Annotated in this window: 18 protein-coding genes; 5 read left to right on the top strand and 13 right to left on the bottom strand. The window is 44.3% G+C overall.

Annotated elements, in window-relative coordinates:
- The first annotated feature begins 35 nt into the window (after positions 1-35).
- Positions 36-641 carry a chorismate lyase gene (locus QUA45_RS01310; protein WP_333072653.1) on the top strand — a complete coding sequence of 202 codons (606 nt, stop codon included), beginning with the start codon at positions 36-38 and terminating at the stop codon, positions 639-641.
- A gap of 154 nt (positions 642-795) precedes the next feature.
- Here the strand turns inward: QUA45_RS01310 and QUA45_RS01305 are convergent, their stop codons facing one another.
- The 12 genes from QUA45_RS01305 to QUA45_RS01250 form a co-directional block, all read right to left on the bottom strand.
- Positions 796-2,097, bottom strand: coding sequence for a cytochrome P450 (locus tag QUA45_RS01305; RefSeq protein ID WP_333097930.1), 1,302 nt, complete (start codon positions 2,095-2,097; stop codon positions 796-798).
- 201 nt (positions 2,098-2,298) lie between these two features.
- Positions 2,299-4,062 (bottom strand): ATP-binding protein, encoded by a 1,764-nt coding sequence (locus QUA45_RS01300; RefSeq protein ID WP_333219097.1) that lies wholly within the window; start codon positions 4,060-4,062, stop codon positions 2,299-2,301.
- The gene (locus QUA45_RS01295) at positions 4,063-5,730 is read right to left on the bottom strand and encodes a PAS domain S-box protein (RefSeq protein WP_333219019.1); all 1,668 of its coding nucleotides are present in this window, start codon (positions 5,728-5,730) and stop codon (positions 4,063-4,065) included.
- Positions 5,731-6,372: 642 nt separating this feature from the next.
- On the bottom strand, positions 6,373-8,403 hold the full coding sequence (locus QUA45_RS01290; protein ID WP_333097934.1) for an ABC transporter ATP-binding protein: 2,031 nt from the start codon (positions 8,401-8,403) through the stop codon (positions 6,373-6,375).
- A 223-nt stretch (positions 8,404-8,626) separates the two neighbouring features.
- On the bottom strand, positions 8,627-9,139 hold the full coding sequence (locus QUA45_RS01285) for a hypothetical protein (RefSeq protein ID WP_333097935.1): 513 nt from the start codon (positions 9,137-9,139) through the stop codon (positions 8,627-8,629).
- 330 nt (positions 9,140-9,469) lie between these two features.
- Positions 9,470-9,736, bottom strand: coding sequence for a hypothetical protein (locus tag QUA45_RS01280; protein WP_333097936.1), 267 nt, complete (start codon positions 9,734-9,736; stop codon positions 9,470-9,472).
- A gap of 98 nt (positions 9,737-9,834) precedes the next feature.
- Positions 9,835-10,272 carry a DUF3574 domain-containing protein gene (locus QUA45_RS01275; protein WP_333097937.1) on the bottom strand — a complete coding sequence of 146 codons (438 nt, stop codon included), beginning with the start codon at positions 10,270-10,272 and terminating at the stop codon, positions 9,835-9,837.
- 372 nt (positions 10,273-10,644) lie between these two features.
- Complete coding sequence (locus tag QUA45_RS01270) at positions 10,645-10,992, bottom strand: hypothetical protein (protein WP_333097938.1); 348 nt, start codon at positions 10,990-10,992, stop codon at positions 10,645-10,647.
- Positions 10,993-11,325: 333 nt separating this feature from the next.
- Positions 11,326-12,408 (bottom strand): ABC transporter ATP-binding protein, encoded by a 1,083-nt coding sequence (locus tag QUA45_RS01265; protein ID WP_333097957.1) that lies wholly within the window; start codon positions 12,406-12,408, stop codon positions 11,326-11,328.
- 111 nt (positions 12,409-12,519) lie between these two features.
- Positions 12,520-13,383 (bottom strand): carbohydrate ABC transporter permease, encoded by an 864-nt coding sequence (locus QUA45_RS01260; protein WP_333097940.1) that lies wholly within the window; start codon positions 13,381-13,383, stop codon positions 12,520-12,522.
- Positions 13,384-13,454: 71 nt separating this feature from the next.
- Positions 13,455-14,363, bottom strand: a complete 909-nt coding sequence (locus QUA45_RS01255; RefSeq protein ID WP_333150049.1) for a sugar ABC transporter permease — start codon at positions 14,361-14,363, stop codon at positions 13,455-13,457.
- Positions 14,364-14,545: 182 nt separating this feature from the next.
- Complete coding sequence (locus QUA45_RS01250; RefSeq protein ID WP_333219017.1) at positions 14,546-15,862, bottom strand: ABC transporter substrate-binding protein; 1,317 nt, start codon at positions 15,860-15,862, stop codon at positions 14,546-14,548.
- Positions 15,863-16,275: 413 nt separating this feature from the next.
- Here QUA45_RS01250 and QUA45_RS01245 point away from each other — a divergent pair, with 413 nt between their 5' ends.
- Positions 16,276-16,398, top strand: a complete 123-nt coding sequence (locus QUA45_RS01245) for a hypothetical protein (RefSeq protein ID WP_333219015.1) — start codon at positions 16,276-16,278, stop codon at positions 16,396-16,398.
- Here QUA45_RS01245 and QUA45_RS01240 read toward each other — a convergent pair.
- A complete protein-coding gene (locus tag QUA45_RS01240; protein WP_333219013.1) occupies positions 16,395-17,729 on the bottom strand; it encodes a DUF4912 domain-containing protein in 1,335 nt (444 codons plus the stop codon). The genes QUA45_RS01245 and QUA45_RS01240 overlap by 4 nt on opposite strands.
- Before the next feature lie 879 nt (positions 17,730-18,608).
- On the opposite strand from QUA45_RS01240, the gene QUA45_RS01235 reads away from it, so the two are divergent.
- The 3 genes from QUA45_RS01235 (at position 18,609) to QUA45_RS01225 (ending at position 22,580) form a co-directional block, all read left to right on the top strand.
- Entirely contained in the window at positions 18,609-19,037 is a 429-nt protein-coding gene (locus tag QUA45_RS01235) for a hypothetical protein (RefSeq protein ID WP_333219011.1), read from the top strand.
- Positions 19,038-19,251: 214 nt separating this feature from the next.
- Positions 19,252-20,208, top strand: coding sequence for a decaprenyl-phosphate phosphoribosyltransferase (locus QUA45_RS01230; protein ID WP_333219009.1), 957 nt, complete (start codon positions 19,252-19,254; stop codon positions 20,206-20,208).
- An 824-nt stretch (positions 20,209-21,032) separates the two neighbouring features.
- A complete protein-coding gene (locus QUA45_RS01225; RefSeq protein ID WP_333097953.1) occupies positions 21,033-22,580 on the top strand; it encodes a glycosyltransferase family 39 protein in 1,548 nt (515 codons plus the stop codon).
- Positions 22,581-22,741: the final 161 nt, after the last annotated feature.

Genomic DNA, 22,741 nt, shown 5'->3' with positions numbered 1-22,741 from the left:
TATAATAAACAAAAAATTAAGTTTTGTAAAGACCCTTGACTGCAACATTTACACCCAAAAACAGCCGCACCTGGCACGCTCTCAACCCCCTGTGGCAAGGAGCAGAAGACGCAGTACAGAAGGGTTTGCCCCACACCAAGCTCGCACCGGCGTGGCAAATACTGCTCCTGGGCGACGGTTCCCCTACCCGTCACCTGCAACTGCTGACAGGGGAACCCACAGAAGTAGATGTGATCGATATGTCTTTAGTGGGTGAAGACGCAGACGGCGCGCCCCAGCAAATTGTCGCGGTTCCGGGGCCGCGCCTGCGCCGCCAAGTGTGGCTGCGAACAGCTTCTGGACAGCGTTTAGCCTATGCAACTTCTTGGTGGGAAGCCAGCCACGTAGACGAATATTTACAAAATAAATCTTTGCCAATTTGGGCAAGTTTAGCGAGACTGCGGACAGAATTGTATCGCGATGTTCAGGGCATTTATTGCGGTAATTCGGCTGCTTTGGAATCAGCGTTTGAAGAGTCGGGGCCTTTTTGGGGGCGACACTATTTGTTTTGGCATCACGGGAAGCCATTGACTCTGATTTATGAGGTTTTTTCTCCTTATTTAACTAAGTATTTGGGGCCGATGCAATTGGATGTTGATTGAGGCTGAGATCTTGCACCATTATCAATCAGGCTTTCAGGGCGGGCTAGAAGCCCAACCCCTACTCCCCACAATAAAATTCATCTCTCGCTTCACAGGCATCTTGCCTGTTCTGAAGAAGAGAAAAATCAGGAGGGTGTAGAACAGAAGCTTCTACTTATTTCATTGTTGTTCGACGAAATTTTACTCGCAAACCGTCGCGGGGATGCGGAGTCGGTACTGCGATCAAATGCAAATCTTGATCTGGTAAAAGCTCCCATTCAAACTCCCGAACAATCTTGGCCGCAAACAACTTCATCTCTAACCGGGCAAATTCTTTGCCCAAACATTCCCGCAAACCTCCACCAAAAGGCACGTAACTGAAAGGTTTAGCCGATCGCTCGGAGTTAAATCGATCGGGATCGAAGCGATCGGGTTCAGGATAAAGTTGACTATCCTGATGGGTTTGATTAATTTGAGAAAGCACAGTCCAACCCTTTGGAATTTCATAGCCGCCGAACTCACAAGCATTAATGACTGTCCGAAAAATACCTCCCACTGGTGGAACTAAACGCAGCACTTCTTGCAGCACCTGTTCTAAATAGGTCATTTGTTTGAGTTGTTCCAAGGTTAGGGGTTCCGTAGCGGGGAACTGCTGCTGTTCGGTGCGGACTTTTGCCATCACATCGGGATGTTGGGCTAGGAGAAGACAAAAAGAGGCGATCGCCGAAGTTAAAGTTTCGTGTCCCGCAAACAGCAGCAACAGCACTTGATCTTTTAACTCCTCCAAACTCAAACTATTTCCCTCTTCATCGCGAGCCGAAATCAGCAAACTCAAAGCATCATTGCCGCTAGGGGTTCCTTGTTGTCTGTCTCGAATAATATTTTCAAGTTCTGCCAACAGCAGCTTGCGGCACTTTTTCGCCTTGCCAAACTGAGTCCAAGGCACATCTAAAGGAATCGAAAATAAACCATTACACCAAGTTTCAAAATAATGTCCTAGCGCCGTTTCCGCACCATTATCAATCCCAACCAACAACTTACCCGCCACATCAAAAGTATAATTTCTCAGTTCAGGATACCAAGTCATGGTTTCCATTTTGACCCATTTTTCCAAATAGCGCTGAGTGATATCTTCCATCCCGCCGATGTAGCCAGCCAGCGCTCGCGGCTGAAACGCTTGGTACAGCAACTTGCGCCGATTTTGGTGGTTAGCACCCGTTTGTAATGCCAAGGAAAGGGACCCTAAAAGCGCTCTCGTGCTGGGAGGCCAAGTCACAACAAAATATCGGTTGTCATTGCTTAAAACAAACAACTTAGCCTCTTGGCCACGCATAAACACGGTAGGCTGTCCGAAAAGGCTGGTTTTGAAAAGGGGCCCGTACTGCTGGTGGCGTTTTTTGGCGAATTGGGAATCTTGCAAAAAGTTGATAGTATCGCCAATTAGGGGTAAACCGAAACTGCCGGGAGGTAATGCCATTTGAGATTTGAGATTTGAGATTTGAGATTTTTAATATCATATCAATTTTAGTTGGAGGGTGGGCAATACGCACAGACAAATTTATGATAAAATAACTTTTATCTAGTTGTAGCTTCTCGGGTGCGTCCGTCTTAAGATTAGTACAAGAAAATCGGGTTTTCCAACTGACGATTCTTAGTATTTTTGCTGAAAAAATTAAGTTTATGCCCTTTTAATCGGAATCTCGATTATAAATTCAGTGCCTTTCCCCACCACCGATAAACACTTAATTTCACCTTTATGTTTTTCGACAATAATTGAATGCGAAATCGCTAAACCCATTCCCGTTCCTGAACCGATGCGTTTGGTAGTATAGAAGGGGTCAAATATCCGTTGCTTGACTCGATCGGTGATACCTGCACCGTTATCAGCAATTTTAATCACAGCGAGAGTACCTTCTACCTCTGTACGAATGCGGATAATTCCCGGATTTTCGAGCTTTTCTTGTAACACGTCAATAGCGTTAGCGATAATATTCATAAACACCTGATTCAAGAGTCCGGCGTAGCACTCCACCCGTGGCAGTTGTCCGTATTCTTTAATGACTTGAATTGCTGGGCGATGAGACTCCGTACCCCCTACGCTATCGGGCTGAAATTTCAGACGGTGTTCTAAAATCATCAATGTGCTGTCGATGCCTTCGTGAATGTTAACCTTTTTCATGTCAGATTCATCGAGGCGAGAGAAATTCCGCAAACTACGCACGATATCCCGGATGCGAGTAGCTCCCACCTGCATAGAAGACAGCATTTTCGGCAAGTCGTCTAGCACAAAATCCAGCTCTAAAACTTCTATTTCCTCCTGAATCGCTGGAGAAGGTTCCGGGTATTCATCTCGATACATTTGCAGCAGTTTCATCAGGTTTCTAGTGTATTCTTCTGTGTAGGTAAGATTGCCGAAAATAAAGCTGACTGGGTTATTGATTTCGTGGGCTATCCCTGCTACCATCTGACCGAGACTAGACATTTTTTCTGCCTGCACGAGTTGAGTTTGAGCTTGCTGGAGTTCGCACAGAGTTACTTCGAGTTTTGCAGCTTGTTCTTGTGCTATCCGAGCTGAATCGACGCTTTTAGTGTAAAGTTCAGATTGACTGATGGCGATCGCCAATTGATCGCCAATTGCCTCCATTAACTCCACTTCCTCTTTTGTCCACTTGCGAACCTCCCTGCAAGAAACGCAGCTAACAACACCAGTTAAACCTCCGGCACTTTTAATCGGCAAATCCAAAACAGACTTGCAACCAACCTGCAAAAAGAATTCCCTTTCTACTGGATCGCTGAAAGTTGCAACATCATCTATTTGATAAACTTCCAACTTAGCGATTTTTTGCGGCAGCGTACCCCTTATGTCAGCCGGGTAATAACCCAAAAGCGAGAATAAATCATCATTTTTAGATTCGTGGACGACATCCCAAGCAGGTGGCGAAGCGTCGGGCAAATACCAGATAAACACACAGCGATCGACTTGCAGCAAGTCGCGAATTTGCTGCACAGTTGTTGCTAAAATAGTACCTAAATCCAGAGATTCGCGGATATTGCTAGCTAGCTGATTCAGCAGCGCTTCCTGCTCCGCTAATTTGCGGAATCTCGCTTCCGACTTTTGCAACTGTCTTTGAGATTCTTTTTGTTTTGTAACGTCTAAACCCAAACCGATTAAGCCGATCGCGTTTCCAAAATCATCTTTGACCTTAGTTTTAATTGTCTCCAAATAATGTTTTTTACCATCAGCAAGCTGCATCGCTTCTTCAGCATAACAGGGAATATCCTGGCTCCACGCTTGCGCGTCAGATTCCATGCACGTAGCAGATGCTTCTAATCCCAAAACTTCGGAATAGTGAGATGCTGCTAAAAAACTTGATTCAGGTATAACCACATCTTCGCAGAAAGTTTTGTTAATTAATAACATCCGCCCGCTAGCATTTGTCAGTCATACCCAGATCGGAGCGTTGTCAATAATTGCCCTCAAAGTTTGCTGTTGTCTGGCGAGAGCTTCTTCTGTTTGTTTGCGCTTAATTCCCAGGGCGATCGTATCGGCACTTGACGCCAAAGCAATCAGCATTGATTCGTTCAACTCCTGGCGAGCAAACATCGCGATTACTCCCAGCAACTGATTGTCAACAATTAGCGGATATCCAGCAAAAGCCACCATTCCTTCTCGTGAGGCCCATTTTTTGTCCTGGATTCGGGGATCTTCTTTCACACAATTAGTGATGTGAGGTTGTCGCTCCAGGGCGATTAAACCAATCTTGAACTCGCCGACAGCAATGCGGCTGTGAGCGCCGTCAATATGAGTATATATCCCCGCGCTTGCTTGCAGTTGCAATACATTTCCGTCTTCATTCAATGTCCAAATCCGAGCAAAGGCAACATCCAAATGGCGCACAACTGCATCGGCGCAATATTGCAAAGTTGTACGCAAACCCTGGTTTTGAGTTAGAACAATTCCCACATCTGCTGTGAATAAAGAAAGTTTCAATTGTTCTGCTAAAGCTTGTTCTGCTATTTTGCGCTCTGTAATGTCCGTAGCAGCACCGAGACGCTGCTTAATTTTTCCCTCCTCTGTTCTGCTAAATACAATATTCCGGCTGACTAACCAGTGCCAACAATTATGTTTGTCGCGCACCCGATATTCGTACTCAATAACTTCGCCGTCGGGAGCATTTTCTAATTGCTGAAAATATCCGGGAAATTTAGCTAAGTCGTCAGGGTGGATGATGGTGGGCAGTAGATTGCTGCCCATGTTTTCAACTTCTTCGGCGGTATAGCCGAGGATGTCACTGATTTCGCGGTTGCTGTAGACATTTCGCTGCTCGCTTTCATCGTAAACAAAGAGAAGATTCGGACTGGTATTGGCAATTCGCTCAACAAAATGCTGACTCTCTTGCAGCGCTGCTTCTGCTTGTTTTTGAGCGGTAATGTCGCGGCCGACACCATACATCAATTCTTCCTCCCAGAAACGGCTACCAGTCCAGGCTATCCACTTGTAAGAACCGTTCCGACAGCGCCAGCGGTTTTCAAACCCAACGGTATTATTCCCCGCAGCAAGACTTTCAGCTTCTTTTAAAGTAGCTTCGCGATCGTCTGGATGCACGAATTCGAGGAAGAGTTGGCCAATCATTTCTCCTGGGGAATAGCCGAGTATTTTTTCTGCTGCTGGGTTGATCAGTGTTACATAACCGTCAAAACTAAGGACGCACAGCAGATCTAGCGAGAGGCTAAAAAAGCGATCGCCCGCGTTAGGTGGGCTGGAGGGGCGATCGTTTTGGGCTACGACAGCAGAGGCGTTTGAGCGGGCCGATACCGCTAAAAAGACAATATTTGCAATTGCCAAAAATCCCAGGGCGAGTTGGCTATCGTAGAAATTATCACCGCTGTTAGCTACGAGCCACCCGTTTAAGAGAAGCAGTACAATTATCAAAATTGAGAATACACTGCCAGGGGCGATCGTCGCTAGGCACATTTTTTTTTCATACTGCTTTCTAGATTCTGATTTTTGTATTGTGGTGACTGCTGCCGTAATTTTTGTCCACAACACTTGCAGCAATTTCACCAATTTAGTGCTTTTGAATTCTTCTAGTTGAACTGAATGTTTCATTCTTTTAATCTAGAGTTACTTTGAGTTGTGCTGATTTAAAAATTACAATAAAGATGTTTAAATATTATAAATATTTCCTATGTGGCGAGTTCTAGTATTCGATAATTACGTAAATTTACGCAATACGAGGCGATAATTAAGTGTATTTACGGAAGTAGCAACCAATCTCTTTTTAGCTTGGGTACCCATTTTATAATTTTTCCGACTCCTCGAGAGAGTTTACTTATAATACTACGCGACATATTGTTGTTAGTCATTGGACATTTGGCCTAATTTAGCTAGTTCTGGACTCTGAAACTCGCACTCCTGGGTGCATAAGCTAATTATGTAGGCGGAGCCTGAAGCTGATTACTGTGTTAGAGTAGCGTGTTATACTCCACTTTGTGCGTCTAGAAATAACAGGGTTTGATGTAGGAAAATACTGCGTGGAGCGCCTTGGCTGTGGGTTGAAAAACCCGGAATGTTAGTTAAGTTCAAGCAGGTAGAATTTGACCATAAATTATGAAATTAAAATCAAGGTAAACTGCTAATTTTTGAAGATAAAATGAAAAAAACTTCGTAGCAGTTTTTCGTAGCCCGATATGTTTGCGCGTAATGGCTAATTAGTAATTGGTAATTGATACCAGTTTAAAAGCCTAAAGCTCAAACGTGTTTCGATTCATCTGCAGGCGATGGGGGCCAAGCTGGGCGACCTAGTTGCTGTTGCCGAATTCGCTCCAAATTCCCTGCTGGAATAGAAGCTATGAGTTGCCGCGTGTAAGCTTGCTGCGGTTGGCGGTAAATGCGCTCAGCAGTGCCAATTTCCTCGATTTTACCTTTGTTCATGACGATCGCGCGATCGCTCATAAACTTAACCACGCTCAAATCGTGAGAAATAAAAATATAAGTCAGTCCAAACTCTGTTTGCAACTCCTTCAGCAAATTTAAAACTTGCGCCTGCACCGACACATCTAATGCTGAAACCGACTCATCGCAAATAATAAACTTAGGATTCAAAGCCAAAGCTCTAGCAATACAAATTCGCTGCCGCTGTCCGCCCGAAAACTCGTGAGGGTAGCGCCGCATAAAATCGGGATTTAAACCCACTCTATCCAACAAATAAGCCGCGCGCTCGCGCTGTTCTTTCTGGTTCTTACCAAAGCGGTGAATCACCATCGGCTCCATCACCGCATCCCCAACATTTAGGCGCGGATCGAGAGAACTAAAAGGGTCTTGAAAAATAATTTGCAGATCGCGCCGCAGCCACCGCAATTTGCGATCGTACTCTTTTTTCATCCGATAATTACCCATCCACTGCGATGCCGAACTACTTTTGGCAGGAGGCGTAATTTCTTGACCTTCAAAAAACACTTTACCGCTGGCTATCGGAATTAATTGCAGCAAAGCTCTCGCCAAAGTAGATTTGCCGCAGCCTGACTCGCCCACCAAACCCAAAGTCTCGCCTGGATAAACCTCAAAAGAAATATCGTTGACCGCCATAAATAAGCGTTTGGTTTCGCCAAACATTCCCTGCACCGGAAAACCGACTCGCAAGTTATTAACAGCCAGTAAAGGCCCGGAAATATGCGGCAGCCGAGGCGGTTTTCCGGTTGTAAAAGCGGGATTTCCCCCGCTGCTGTCGCCGTCTACATCGGCATTTTTCTCGACAATTACTAATTCGCCGCTAGCATTTGTGGTGACATCCATAAAATCGGAAACTGTCGGCAAGCGGCGCCTTTGCCGATCGAGAGTTGGGCGGCAAGCTAATAAACCTTTTGTGTAAGGATGTTGGGGATTGCTGAAAATTTGTTCGATCGCACCGCACTCAACAATCTTGCCTCGGTACATCACCGCCACCGTATCGCCAATTTCCGCAATGACGCCCAAATCGTGGGTAATAAAAATCATTGCCATGCCTCTAGAGTCTCGCAACTCCCGCAGCAAAGCTAAGATTGTTGCCTGCACGGTTACGTCCAAAGCCGTTGTCGGTTCATCAGCAATTAATAAAGTTGGATTGCAAGAAATGGCCATTGCAATCATCACGCGCTGGATTTGGCCGCCTGAGAGTTCGTGGGGATAGCGATCGAGCATAGCTTGTTTTTGGCCGTTGACGAGCTGCATCAAATCGCGATCGTCCTCCATAACTGCTTGATTCCCCGCAGCAGTCCGGGAGTGCTCTTGCCGCAAAGCCAAACACCGCTGCCTGATCTCATCGTCGCCCGGTAGCAGTTTCACTTCTTGCAGCAGAGAAGCGGCTTGACGCCGCGCTTCTGTCTGCGATACCTGTTGGTGCAAACAAATGGCTTCTGTGAGTTGAAATCCGATCGTATAAACGGGATTTAGCGAACTCATCGGCTCTTGAAAAATCGTCGCAATCTGGCTGCCCCGGTATGTTTGTTTTTCCCTGTCCGGCATTTCCAGCAGATTCACAGGCCCATTGCTAGCGCCGTCTTTTGTCGAATAAAACCAAATTTCGCCGTCGATTTTCGTTGACGAACTCGACAGCAAACCCATAACAGCGAGGGATGTTACCGATTTTCCCGATCCCGACTCTCCCACGATGCCCAGAGTTTGCCCTCGCTTGACCTCAAACGAAATGCCGTCAACCGCTTTGACGGTTGCAGACGCATCGCCTGCGTCCGCAGATTGAAATTGAACCCGCAGGTTGCGAACTTCTAGGACGGTTTCACTCATGGAGGTCTATGGCAGTTAAATGGAGATTAAGTGGATTGTAGCAGGGCCTGCTGAAGGCAGAAGGCAGTAGGAAGATTTTAAGATGGCTTTGCATAACAGATGGCGAAAGCTAACATTCTTCGCAACGCTTCGCCGTGGATGAGTTTTGAATTTTAAATGGTTTATAACTTAAAACTCAAAACTCAGAACTACTGGAGTGCCTTCTGCCTGCGAGTAATTTTCCTCAAAAACCAATGATTTGAGTGTCAGCAGGCAGTGCAGTGGCCTCGGAGACCTTTTTAAACACGGTTGCCTGTTCGTTTAAGGAATTAGGTCTCGCCTGTCCGGGATTAGTGCCTTGCAACTGAAGGCGCATTTGACCTTCGGGAGTCAACTCAAAAACAGTCTCAACGGTTTCTGTGCTGCTGAGGCCGACATCAAGGTGCATCGGTTTTTCACCGAGATTAACTTTGTACCTCATTTCTTTGGCGCGGGCGGCTCCGTCGGGGCCTTTAGCCATGAGAAACAATTTGCCTTCTGGGGCAAAGACGAAGGTGAAAGACTGACCGGAGGGGACTGTGCCTTGCCATTGACCTAGGAGTTGCTGGTCGATGCTGCTAGCGGCCGGGGCTGCTGTTTCTTGGGCAATTATTGGTGCTGCTGCGGATGCGGGGCCGTGTGAAGCGGTGAAGCTGGCGAGGATGCCGAAGCAAAGGCCACCTGCGATCGCTTTACCAATCATTTTTGAATTAGACATGAGACCGATCTAAAAATTGGTTATTTGTTTTGTACACTGTAGCGGTAAAACCGTACTTTGTTTAGTTTAAATTTCTTTTAGGCATAGATATAAGTTGAGGTTCGCACCTGCAACGCCGCTGTCATCCCCGGACTAAAGCTTTTCCTGAGCTTGTTGAAGGGTCACGGGGCTTTCAGTTTTTTTTCTTGTAAAATCCCCTACAAATCCGGCTAAAGCTGCACAGTTCGCTGTTCTGAGTTGATTGTTTTTAACTCAAAACAGCTAACTGACTATTGCGTTCGATCGCACCCTCAGATAGTTTGTCAAATCGATCGCATTAATAGTCTTTCATTAATTTTTTTCAGGATCGGGTTCGACTTGTTCTGTCGGAGATTCCGGCGCGGGTTGCTGTGGATTTCGCGATCGTTTCATTCGCTCCAATGCCTCTGCGTAAGACCAAGCCACGCTCACAAGAAAAGCTTTCGCCATGCCGGACAAATTTTGTGACTCCTGGGTTTCAGGCGCTTCAGCTTTTTGGTTGCCGTCGTTCATCATGTTTTTGTTTTCTCCCGGGCAGGTTTTTCTAGCGATTTTTTGCAGTTGGCGATCGATACCCACAACTTATGAATTTTCTTGCACCGCACCCTAATTATCTTTGAGGATATGACCTTGATTACCACGGATAATATCATAAATACGCTGATTGGATGACCACATCAGAAAGAAACCTTAACTTCGCTGGTTGCCCGCAGCACAGACTCTTGCAGGAAAGTGCGCTTGTAAGTTTCGATAATTTCATTAATAGCTTGATTTTTTTCAGGACTACTTTCATAAATTAAAATAACTATTTTAGTGTTTTCTCTAATCAGAATACCCGCTCTGTTGAGAAACTGCCCGGAGCCGTCTAATACGGTTAGCCCTTCCCGAAAGCGAGGGGTAATAACTGCTGTGACAAACTCCTGCCATTCTGATTCAGAAATTGTCTCGCCTCCCGGTTTTGTTAAGCCAAAATAGAGTTCATCTTTGAGGAGATTTGTTTGCTGGGCATTAATATCCGAAGTTTCGGGAAGTTGAGCGCGGGCAATTGTTGCCGGAGAAACAGGCAGGATGAACAGCAGGCCGGTCAAGCAAAGACTGTTAAAATGTTTATTCATCAGGAATTACGTGGAACTTCTATATTGTGGGCCGTTGTTTCTAGCGTGCCCTTGAAAGGATGATTGAGAATACTGCAATATCTCAGTTTTAACCACCGAGTTTGAGCAACGGGCTTTTAACGCGAATTTGATTTAATTTAACAGAAAAGACTTCCAACTCAAAAACCCAGTTTCTCAGGTGAAACTGGGTTTTTGAGCATCTGTTCTAGTTTATGTATGCTCGCCTACTTGATTGCGTCTGTCGTATTAAGTAGCTCAACTTATTTAAACGTCAAACTTTCCATGTGTTCAGAAACCCGGAAGGGCGAGCACTCTTGGCTGCCCCCCGAAAGCAATCAGGTTTCTCAGTGTTATATTTTTTAGGTGGAGCTACTAATCCTTTAATTCGCGGATACTTCTCTTAGCAGTGTCTTGATACATCTCCCCCATCTCTTTCACGGCTGCTCCTGCCTCTTGGCCAATCTTCTGAGCTCGATCGCCGGGAGAGTCTGAGGTTTCGCGAGCTTCTTGCCTCCATTCGCGCGTGGTTTGGGGTCTTTCAGGATTGTTGAGCTCAGATTTTGAGCTTGCTTGCGTGGCAAAACCTTTGTTAGTGCGTCCCGAATCAACAGTGGTTGTCAGCACCAGAAAACCGACTAGGACAACACTCAAAAAACTCTTAATTTGAAAGCCCTTAAGCAGGGAACTGATGCGAGCAATGGCTGTGGAAATCAAATTCATCTCAGTAATACTCCCTAAGTTGATTGGTGATAATTTTCAACATTTTTTCATCTAATTGACTCGCTCCAAAATCAGCAGCTAATGCGAGGTAAAGCCAACTTAGCTTTAACTTCCGATTAACCACCTAAATAGAGTTATAGGTTAGCGATAAAATCTGGTAGACACGCCACCTATGTGTCAGCCAATTAGCTTTTTCACACATGAATATCACCTTAACAGCAGCCAAATAGTTCTACCTCTAACTAAAGTCATAACTTAGTTAGAAGAAAAAAAAATATTTTTCAGCACAGGGTTAGACAATTTTTAATCAATCCTGCTCTGCAAAGCAAATTCTTATTGCAAGCGATCGCCCGTTTTTACGTCAAACCAGTGCAGCAACTGAGGCGGAAAAACCAGCTCTACAATTTCGGAATTCCAGTGGCGGTCATTTGGCAGCAAAGCCCGCACCGTTACTGACTCCAAACCTTTAACTCGGACGCTAACTAAATTTTGCATTCCCAAGTTTTCCACTAAAAAAACCTCACCTTTAATTGCCTCTGTGGCCGACATCTTACCGGCCTCTGCATCTGCAAAGCCGACGTGTTCCGGGCGAATTCCTAACACAATTTCTGGGGGCACAGTCGGCATATTTGGTAGTCGAACTCGAAAATCGCCCAACTGAGCAAAATTTCCCTGGCATTTAAGCACTAGCAAATTCATTTGCGGGCTACCCACAAAACCGGCTACAAACTGATTGGCAGGACGGGTATAAATTAAGTGTGGCGGGTCTAGTTGCTGAACGTTGCCGCTGTTAAGAACTGCGACTTTTGTAGAAAGCGTCATTGCTTCGGTTTGGTCGTGAGTGACGTAAACTACAGGAGCTTTTTGGGAGGAAAATAATTGTTTGAGTTCTGCCCTAACTTTTTCCCGCAATAATGCGTCGAGATTGCTCAAAGGTTCGTCGAGCAAAAATACTTCCGGTTGGCGCACTAATGCTCGGCCGAGGGCGACTCGCTGCCGCTGTCCGCCTGATAATTTGCCGGGTTTGCGATCGATTAATTCCGTCAATCCTAGGGATGCTGCAACTTCTGTCACTAACCGATTGATGTCGCTGGAGGAGATTTTGCGAAGTTTGAGGCTCGATGCCATATTCTCGTATACTGTCATGTGCGGATAAAGCGCGTAACTTTGAAAAACCATTGCAATATCGCGATCGCCCGGTCTGAGATAAGTGACATCGCGATCGCCAATTCTAATCTCGCCCCTAGTTGGCTGTTCTAACCCTGCAATTAACCGCAGTGTCGTAGATTTGCCACACCCCGACGGCCCCAGCAAGGTTAGAAATTCTCCTTCGCTGACATCCAAACTAATGTCTTTTACGGGAACTACTTTAGGGCTGTAGGTTTTATTGAGGTTTTTTAGTTGCAATTTTGCCATGATTTTTAAAGTGTTGACTGTTGACTGTTGACTGTCTTGTTTGACTCGTTCCCAGCCAGAACCCAGGAACCAGTTCAATCTAAAATCTAAAATCTAAAATCTAAAATCGATTTATCCTTTTACAGCCCCCGCAGTTAAACCCTGAACAATGCGCCGCTGGAACACTAAAACCAGCAAAACTAAGGGCAAAGTTCCCAAAACGGTGGCTGCGGCGATCGGGCCGTAAGGAATCTCAAATACTGACACCCCGCTGAGTTGAGCCGTGGCGACTGGGATTGTTTTTAGAGATTCGCGAGTCATAAATGTTAGTGCAAAAATAAACTCGTTCCAAGCTGAAATAAATGTCAAAATTCCCGTTGTGACTAACGCGGGAAATGTCATCGGTAGCACGATTTGCCACAGCATTTGGAAAGTGTTGTATCCGTCTACTTTAGCCGCATCTTCCAAATCTTTGGGCAACTGTTGAAAGAAACTCCGCATTACCAAAATTGTCAAGGGCAGATTGATCGCTGTGTAAGGAATAATTAATGCTAAATAATTATTGCCTAAATCCAAAGCTTTGACAATTTCCAGCAGTCCCAAAAATAGCAGAACTGCCGGAAATAGCGTTACAATCGTCACAGTTGCCAGAATTATTCTCTCGCCCCACAACCGCAACCGGGCTAAAGCGTAAGCTGCGGGAGCGCCTACTGCTAAACACAGCAATGTTGAAGTAATGGAAACAAAAGCGCTATTTAAAATATAAAGGGCAAACGGGCGGCGCTGGAACAGCGACAGGTAATGCTCGAAAGTAATTCGTTTGGGAATGTAGATGTTGGGAATCGCCGAAATATCTGCATTTACTTTGAAAGAAGTTAGCACCTGCCAGATAATAGGTGCGAGGAAATAGGCGACAATTAAGAGCGCTGAGATTGGCAAGATTAATTGCCGGATGTTAAAGGTTTTTTTCGTGGGTTGTTCGCGGGCTATCGACATAATTTATACCAATCAAATAAATGTGCAACTGTGGGTTATCTAAAATCCAAAATCCAAAATGTAAAATCGTCTTAGTTTCCTCCGGCTGCATTGATGCGGGCTCTCGATAACAGGTAAGCGGCGATCGCAACTGCTGCCACTAACAGCAAAAAAGTACAAACCACCAAAGCCGCCCCGTACCCAAAGTCTAAATACCTCATTACCGTGCTGTAAATGTAGATAGAAACCGTCTCCGTTGCCCCCGCCGGTCCCCCTCCCGTCATCACCTGAATCAAGTCAAAAATGCCGAAAGACTGGGCAAATCGAAACAGCAAAGCAATCACAATTTGGGGCATCAGCAGGGGCACAGTAACTTGACGGAAACTCTGCCAGCTACTGGCGCCGTCAATCGCGTGGGCTTCGTACAAATCACCGGGAATTGATTGCAATCCCGCTAGCAAAAGCAAGCTGACAAAGGGCGTAGTTTTCCACACATCTGCTGTAATCACTGCCATCATTGCCAAAGTCGGATCTCCCAGCCAGCTAATGCTATTTTGAATCAATCCTAATCGCCTCAAAATGTCGTTAATTACGCCGTATTGGTCGTTAAAAATCCACGCCCAAGCTACTCCCATCAATGCAGTGGGCAATGCCCAAGGTAGGAGAGAAATTGTGCGAACAATGCCGCGCCCTGTGAAAGATTGATTTAAGACTAAGGCAATGCCCATACCGAGAATTAATTCCACCAAAACAGAGACGACTGTAAATACTGTGGTGTTGCCTAAAGTTTGCCAGAAACGCCCGTCGCCTAACATTCGACTGTAGTTAGCAAAACCAGAAAAAACCAGTTTTAATTCAGTACCGAGGTTTTGGGTGAATAAACTCAGCCAAAAAGCGCGCAATATTGGGTAAGCAAATACTAGCAGCAGAATTATCAAAGCTGGTGCTACTAATATCCATCCGGTTGTTTGTTCGCGCTGTCGCATCTTGTCTAATTGCATAATTTTCACCTTTAATTTATTTTTGGGCGGGCTAAAAGCAATGCCCCACAATTGAATTAACTTTTTGTGGAACAGGCCCGAAAGCCTGTTCGGGCGGGCAAGATGCCCGTCCCACAATAAAAAAAATCACTCTTCGCTTCACAGGCATCTTGCCTGTTTCTGACAGAGGCAAGAGGTCAAATTTATGAAGTTTGGGGTTGTTTCAAACTGCCTAATAAATTGCGCGTTTCGTTAGCTGCTGCTTTCATTGCTTGTTCTGCACTGATTCTCCCGGTAAAAGCTGAACTCAAATAACGCTGCAAAATATCAGAAGCTTGAGCGTATTGTGCCAGGGGCGGGCGCAAAGCTGGCCGTTCCACTACTTTTAGCAGTTGCGGGTAGTGGGGATATTTTGCGACTATTTCTTTGTTGGTAAATAGTGATTTGTAACTGGGAATTAAACCGGTTTGTAAAATAAATTTGCGCTGGGTTTCCTCGCTAGTAAGGTACTGAATTGCTTTCCACGCTTGTTCTGGATGTTTTGAGGTTTTGGCAATTCCCCAGCCCCAGCCGCCCAAGCAGGAACCGCCTGTTTTACCGGTACTGCTGAGCATTGGCTCGATCGCAATTTTGCCTCTAACATTCGATCCTTCGGCATTTGCCAGCTTCCAAACATACGGCCAGTTTCGCAAAAACAGCGCTTTGCCATTTTGAAACAACAGCCGGGTTTCTTCTTCTCCGTAGGTGGTGACACCCGGAGGAGAGATGCCGGAGGCGATCGTATTTTTGAGAAATTCCACTGCTTTAATTGCCTCCGGTTTATCTAACCCAACTTCAAAAGTTTGAGGGTTGGCCCAGAAGCCACCAAAACCGGAGAGCACTTCGACAAACATCGCAGATACTCCCTCGTATTGTTTGCCTTGCCACAGATAACCCCAAGTAGCTTTTCCCTGTTTCTGCAAGTTGTGAGAGATTTTTACCATCTCTTCAAAGGTTTTCGGGGCTGGAATTTTCGCTTGTTCTAAAATGTCTTTGCGGTAATAAAGCATTCCGGCATCGGAAGCGTGGGGAATTCGGTAAAGTTTGCCTCGATACCGCCCGCCTTCGACGTTACCTTGGATGAATTTGGAAAGTTGTTCCGGGGGAATTCTGTCTGTCAAATCGCTTACCCAACCTGCGGCTGCAAATTTGGGAACCCAGACAATATCCATGTTGATGATGTCGTAGGGCGATTCGCCTAAAAGAAAGGCAGATGTATAAAGATTTTCTATGAGGTTGGTGTCAAAAGGCCCTTCTATGAGGTTGATGCGAATGTCGGGGTTTTTCTGTTCAAATTCTTTGACAAAGGGTTTCCAGTTAACAATGTCTTGGCCTTGCATTAACATGGTGAGCACGACTGGCTGTTGAGTCAGTGCCGGCAGAATAAATAAAAGCAAGACGGCGGTTAATGTGGCAGCGAATAAGGCTAAAAGACGGGGACGCTTCTGGCTTCGTTGCTGCGGGGAATTTATGTTTTGCATTTGCTTTTGAGAAATGGCGCTGCGATCGCCTTATTTCTCTCATAACTCGCTTTCTTTTGTTTCGCTGGATTTACCGAGTTTATGCAATAAAAGTTTAAGTAAACTTTAGCTTACTTAATAATGCTTGAGTCAAAAGTGCAAATTTTGATTGAACTGATTAGATGGCGAGTTAAATCAACATCTATCTACAGATAGATATTAAACCTATTACAAAAATCATCAACTATCTTGAGATTATCTGCGTTTATCTGTATTTATCTGCCTGTAATCTACGGTTGATCCTTCAATCAAAGATTTATGCAATTCAAGTATATTGAGAACATTTAAATAAATAATTCTTCCTTCTTCCTTCTTCCTTCTAAACACAAAAAACACCGCTCCTCAAAACAGGAGAACGGTGTATAGGGGGTGTTATGGGTTGTTGTCTGGGATTAACCTTAACAAATCACGATCGGCTGAGGCTATGCCTTGTGATGGTTCAAAAATTGGCACAAACCTGCACGATCGCCCGCCGCTCGATCGAGCTTTGGGATTAGCCCAACCATTCCACAACGGCATCCTGCTTGGTATTGGTGCGCCGTTCTGGGGTTTCGCGGTTGAATTTCAAGTGGATGGCGCGGTTTTGTTCGCCGTCTGCTGCTACTGCAAAAATCGGATAGTCGATTAAGCCGTCTTGGAAGGACATCTGGAAGCGGAAAGTGCCGTCAGCATTGAGTTTAATCGGCTGTCCGCCTACGTAGACGGTAGCGTCGGGTTCGGTGGCGCCGTAGACGATCAGTTCGGCATCCGCAACTAACCAGAACTGGCGAGGGCGCATCGGGGCGGCAAAGCCAACTCCCGACATACCGACACCCGACATACCGAAACCGGACATTGTGAGACCGGACATACCGACACCTGACATGGTGAGGCCGGACATACCGACACCTGACGCGGTAAGGCCGGACATGGTGGGAGCCGCCCACATTCCGACGCCGGAGGGGAACACGTAGGAACTGAGGGCTTGTTCGTGGATGCCGACTTGCTGGACCGAACCGGCGACGTGCGGCATGGAACCGAAGATAGAACCCGCTACGCGCATGGATTCGGCAGATTCTGCCATGCCGAAGATTTGTTCGTAGATAGCATTTTCGGTGCTGAAACCAAAGCCATTGGCTGCTTGTGCCATTTTCTTTGCCGGAGGAACCAGTTCGGCGAAAGTTTTGCCTTGCAACTCTTCTTCCCAGTCGAGGGTGATGAATTGATCTTCAATCCAGTCGCTGGGATAGACGGGAGGAACGCGGACTTGGGCAGATCGGGCTAATACCAGCCAGCGACCATCTGCACAGCGGTAGCCGATGTCGATCGCGTAGTCCCGATCGCTCACGGGGATTGGCACATACCATTCCCGTGCCAGTTCGTCGCAGGGATATTCTTGAATACTGTGCGGGCTTTGAGTGTCGAGGTTAACATCTGTAACGTCGTAGATCCGCAGGGCGAGTTGCTGTCCTCCTTGGCGGCGCATTTCTTCTTTGCGATCGTTGGGAATGTCCCAGTAAGTGTAGGCCCATTCAGGATCGCGGGGCATTAAAACCACCCGGCTTTCGCCGTAGCCGTTGGGCAAATCTGCTAAACCTTCGTCTACAGACGACAAAGAACCGCCTGTTCTATCTTCTTGACCGAGTTCAAACTTTGCTGCTTCCACTGCTTCTTGTGCCTCTAGTTTGCGAGATGGGCTGTAGGAAAATTTGGTGCGCTGAATTTCTTGAATTGATGCCAGGAGTTGCGATTTCCGCATCCGGCTGTAGCGAGAGACTCCACATTCGCTAGCAACTCTGCGGAGTTGTCGCAAAGTCATCTCTTCTAATGGTGGGCGTTCTTTTGCCATGAGTTCGTTCTCCACTAATTTGGGATGGCGGGTTAGATTTTTTCTTTCAACACAAGTGTGTTGACTTTTTGAGTTAGAAACTCTTTTAAATCCACATATTATCGAGCTTCCAAATCTCTCCAACCTTTGAAGCCTTGCTTGTTTTTAGCTTGTCTTGTCCCCCATGCGATCGAGGGTTTGGACTTATTGGCTTCTGCGCGCACCGTCCGATCTAAATAAAGCTTTATCTGTCGATTCTTGATTGACAAGATCGACTTTGTGAGTGCGACCGGTGCTGCTAGCAACGCTGTGCTAGCAGCACACGCGCTATTCGACTCCCAGGCCTGCTTAATTCAAGCATTTCTTTGGGATCGCTTTGTCATGACTTAATGTTGCAGACAACTTGCGATCGGGTCAAGGGGTCTTTTCCCTCAATCCTGGGTACTTATACGCATTTTCGTGATTTTGGGGATCAGATTGTCAGGGAATCTTGACATTTTGGGGAGTAGGGGGATCGGTGGTGAAGCGAATGTCAGGATTTGATGACATATTGCGATAGGGGGCTTTTGATGGATTTGGAGGGTGGGGGCGATCGTTTAGATATGTCAGCGATCGATGCAATCCGACTCCTCGAAACCGGGTTTTTTACGAAAATACTTCGTTAGATCATCGCAGATTCGGTAAAAAACCCGGTTTCTTGGCTCCCAGCGTCCAGGACTATATAGGAATCCTAAATGATTCACAAAATTTTATAATTTATAATGGTTGTGGAGTATAATACTTGCATAGGGAATATTAATAAAAAAAACAATATGTGTGAGCAACAACATTTAAAAGAGTTAAATGATTTTATAGATAGCAACCCCGCTCCGATACAAATGAAGTGAGCTTTGAGAGTTAATGATGTGGATTGAGGGGATGCCTTGTTCTAAAATACAAAAAATATTAAATGTATCAGCAACATTTATCAGTCAATGCAAAATGAAATTTATCGAAAATGGAGTTGAAGAATTAAAACTGAAGTATCAAGGGTCAAAAGCCTATCTCAGTCAAGCGCAACGCCGGGAGATTATTAATTACTTAGATCCTCAAGTGTATTTAAGCCTACAGGAGTTTCGAGAATATATAGAAGACAAGTATGATGCTCGCTTCAAATCAAACTTATTATACATTAATTACTTGATGAAGCAAAGATTAGCTGGAATGAAACTCAATAAAATAACAAAAAAATCCTTAATTGGTAGAAACAAAAAAGATAGAAATAGAGAGAATTTCGGCAGAAAAACGAGACAAGATAGAAGCTGGAAAACTTGTCTTGTGTATGATTGATGAATGTCATCTACTGTGGGGAGATGTCTGTGGATATGTTTGGGGAAAGACTAAGGTAAGAATAGAAGTACCCATGACAAATCAGAGACAAAGGCAAATATATTTTAGTGCTCTCAACTATCAAACAAAAGAATTTTTTGTTCGAGAATATGAAGCCGGAAATTCAAAAAATACACTTTTATCATAATGTTAAACAATAAAATTCCCAAAGAGTATGTCTACAAAAAATCATGTTTTATTATTACCAGGAAAACTAGCCTACTTGAAGGCTTTGCGTCCAAGGCAATGGACAAAAAATCTCATTGTCTTTGCTGCACCTTTGTTTGCCTTTAGCATCAATTTACAATCATTACTAGGTAGCCTGTTGGCTTTTGCATTATTTTGTGGAGCGTCTAGTAGTTTCTACTTAATTAATGATCTTGTCGATATCGAAGCCGATCGTCAACATCCCGTCAAAAGTCAGCGACCGATCGCATCCGGCTTAGTTAGCATTCCCGTCGCGATAGGGATGGCTGTTTTGCTATTAGGTAGCGCTTTGACTCTTAGCTGGTTAAGGACTCCTCAGTTAGGTGCAAGCATTACCGCTTATGCCTTATTGCAAGTTGCTTATAATCTTCGACTTAAACGGATGGTGATTTTGGACATTGGCGCAATCGCCACCGGATTTGTTCTCAGAGCCTTTGGTGGTGCAGCAGCTACAGGTGTAGTTTTATCATCTTGGTTTCTACTCTGCACAGCAATGCTAGCATTGTTTTTAGGGATTGAGAAGCGCAAAGCAGAACTGCGATTGACACAACTCAAAGGTAGCACACCTCGTTCTGTCCTCCAACGCTACTCCTTACCAATGTTGAATAGCATGGAAAACGTTGTTACTTCTAGTACAATTGTAACCTATGCACTTTGGAGTTCAGGCCCCTATATGCGTGGAGCATCCACTTCTTGGATGCTACTGACAATACCATTTTTACTCTATGGCATTTTTCGCTATCAACTACTAAGCGAACCCCAGGAAATTTCTCTTAACAGTGATACTAATATTGAGCAAGGAGGTAGCAGTGAAAGACCTGAAGAAGTTCTCTTAAAAGACGTGCCAATACTACTCACGGTTATCGGTTGGGTTCTCACCTGCTTTACGATTTTGTGGCTAAAACATCAATCACTAATCGACTAAAAATTTCAAAATCAACATTTTGGGAATAGGGAAATGGGAAATTTAAAGAATTTGTTGCTAAAGTTACGCCAGATAGGAATCAAAAGACAACTTCCTACATTGGCACACGGAGCAGATCTACTAGCTCAAATTGAGATTAACTGCTTGAGAGAATCTGGAATTAAAGGAATCATTCTCGATCTAGACGACACGATCATCTCTGAAGATGACCAGTATATTTATCTCCGGGTCCAGAGGATTGGATTACACAGACAAAATTTGCATGGTTGCATTTGTTTATTCTCTCAAATGGGAAACGACATTATCGAGTTAAATATTGGTTTCATAGTCTAAACATTCAGGCGATTAGTCCAGCCCCAAAAAACTTTTCCTTCTGCATTTACCAGGCAATTGCTTATATACAACTTAACCATAAACAAGTAGTAGTAATAGGTGATAGTTTACATACTGATGTTTTAGGAGTATGGCTTTCGGGATAGTGGTGTCTCAAGGTTTATACACTACCACATCCGCCTAGATGGTGGGATAAAATTGCCGGGGAATGGGTACATAAACCTTATCTCTACCTTAAACAACTTGGGAAAATTTATGGTATATTTGAAGATAAAATGTTCTTATATATAATTATTTACAGAACCCATTTGACATCTTTATTTTATTGTATTGCAGTATGGCCCACTGGTTGGGGGAGGGGTTAATGTTAAGTGTAATTTCAGCTATCACTTTCACTAAATCTGTTTAATTGTCATTCTAATTCAGGAAAAAAGTCCTGTCAGAACAGACTACATGAATTTTCGTAAATTCGCGCTCGTAGGCAAAGGAAAATGAAAAAATTAATTCAAGTTGGTCGTCAAATTTATTGCGAACATCAAATACACTTCAACGTCTTTATTTTTTTCTGGGCTTTATTTGCTCTAAGTAATAGTGGATTTGATACTTCTGAAGGTGTATCCCATTACAAAGTCGCAGTTCAAATAGTTAAACACGGACAGTTAGGTTTTGATAAGTTACCGTCAGGAGTATTTCAATTGGCACCTAATGGCAAAGCTTATGGGTCTCATGAAATTGGCAACACTCTTTTCATACTACCAACAGCATTGATAAATGTGATGCTAGAAAATGTTTTATCTAGATTTGTCAGTCTAGATAAAATAGTATTACTACAAAATTTTATTTTATCTTTTCAAGCCGGTGTTTATTCAGCAATTACAGCCACAACCTTCTTTGCGATATTGTATACTAGATTTTTGGTAGCAAAAATACCCAGCTTTTTAGCAACATTATGTCTGGCACTGACCACATATTTTTGGACTTATTCTCGCAACTTATATGACGGTGTACTCTGTGCCACACTGTTGACAGTATCTTTTTTTCTCCTATTAACATATCGGCATAAAAATACACCCCAGTATTTAGTTGGTTGTTTTATTTGCCTAGGATTCGCTTTTATCACTCGTATATCCATGATATTAGCCATCCTAGTAACTTGTGCTTATTTGTTAATCGTTTATCGCTCAACATTAGCAACACGCATTCAGGGATTGTTCTTAGCAGGATTAACATTGTTACCTTTTATCGCGTGGCAATGTTGGTATAACTATCTTAGAACAGGAATATTTTATAAATCGCCTGTACAAACAGCAGTATATGCACACAATAACGCTTTAGACGGAAATATTTTTGTAGGAATAGCAGGTATACTCATTAGCCCAGGGAAAAGTCTATTGATTTATGCACCTTTACTAATTTTGTCTGCATTCCTGTTTAAGAAATTTTATCAAGAACATCAGAAAGAAGCCATATACATTGGTGCTTTAACAATACTATGGTTTCTACTTCACAGTAGATTAAGAAGTTGGTATGGCGCTTGGGGATGGGGGCCAAGGCACTACATTACTATTTTGCCTTTAATATTTTTACCATTTGCGGTCAATATTGAGTATGTACTGAGAGACAAACTTTTAAAACTTACTTCCATAATTCTAGGAACTTTTGGTTTTATTCTAGGGTTATCATCAATTATTTCTAATTGGCACTTTCGGATGGAGTATGCCACACAGCGCGGTTTAATTGGTGATAAAGTATTTATTTGGAGTTGGGGAAATAGCCAATCAATAGATATGTTGAAGGCGGGATTTGGTAATATTTTTCGGATGCTAACCCATGGACCAATTATCAGAATCCAAGATACATCTTCTGAAGCTAATGAATATGCCAGCAGCACGATAAATCTCTGGGTTAACTCTTTTATCTATGCAGGTATTCCTTGGTATTTCGTAGTGATTTTGGTGATTCCTTTAGTGGCTTTGATGTATTTTTCAGCCCGAAACATTCTTACTACCACAAAAAAAATATTTGGCACAGGTAAATAAACGGATGTGATGCCATCAAGATGTCCTCGACTGGATGAAAGCAGCAGATTTTTTAGTTTTTCCGTCCCGTTATGAGCCTTTTGGCTGACGGGGTGACAACCCCGTCAAAACCCCTAGCTGAAGCAGGTTAGACCGATTTATGGTAAAAAAAGATGGGGTCA

Source organism: Microcoleus sp. Pol12A5, assembly GCF_036701435.1.
In the GTDB taxonomy this organism is placed as follows: domain Bacteria; phylum Cyanobacteriota; class Cyanobacteriia; order Cyanobacteriales; family Microcoleaceae; genus Microcoleus.
The sequence above is the reverse complement of the archived record's forward strand: the minus strand, read 5'-3'. Positions and strand labels throughout refer to the sequence as shown.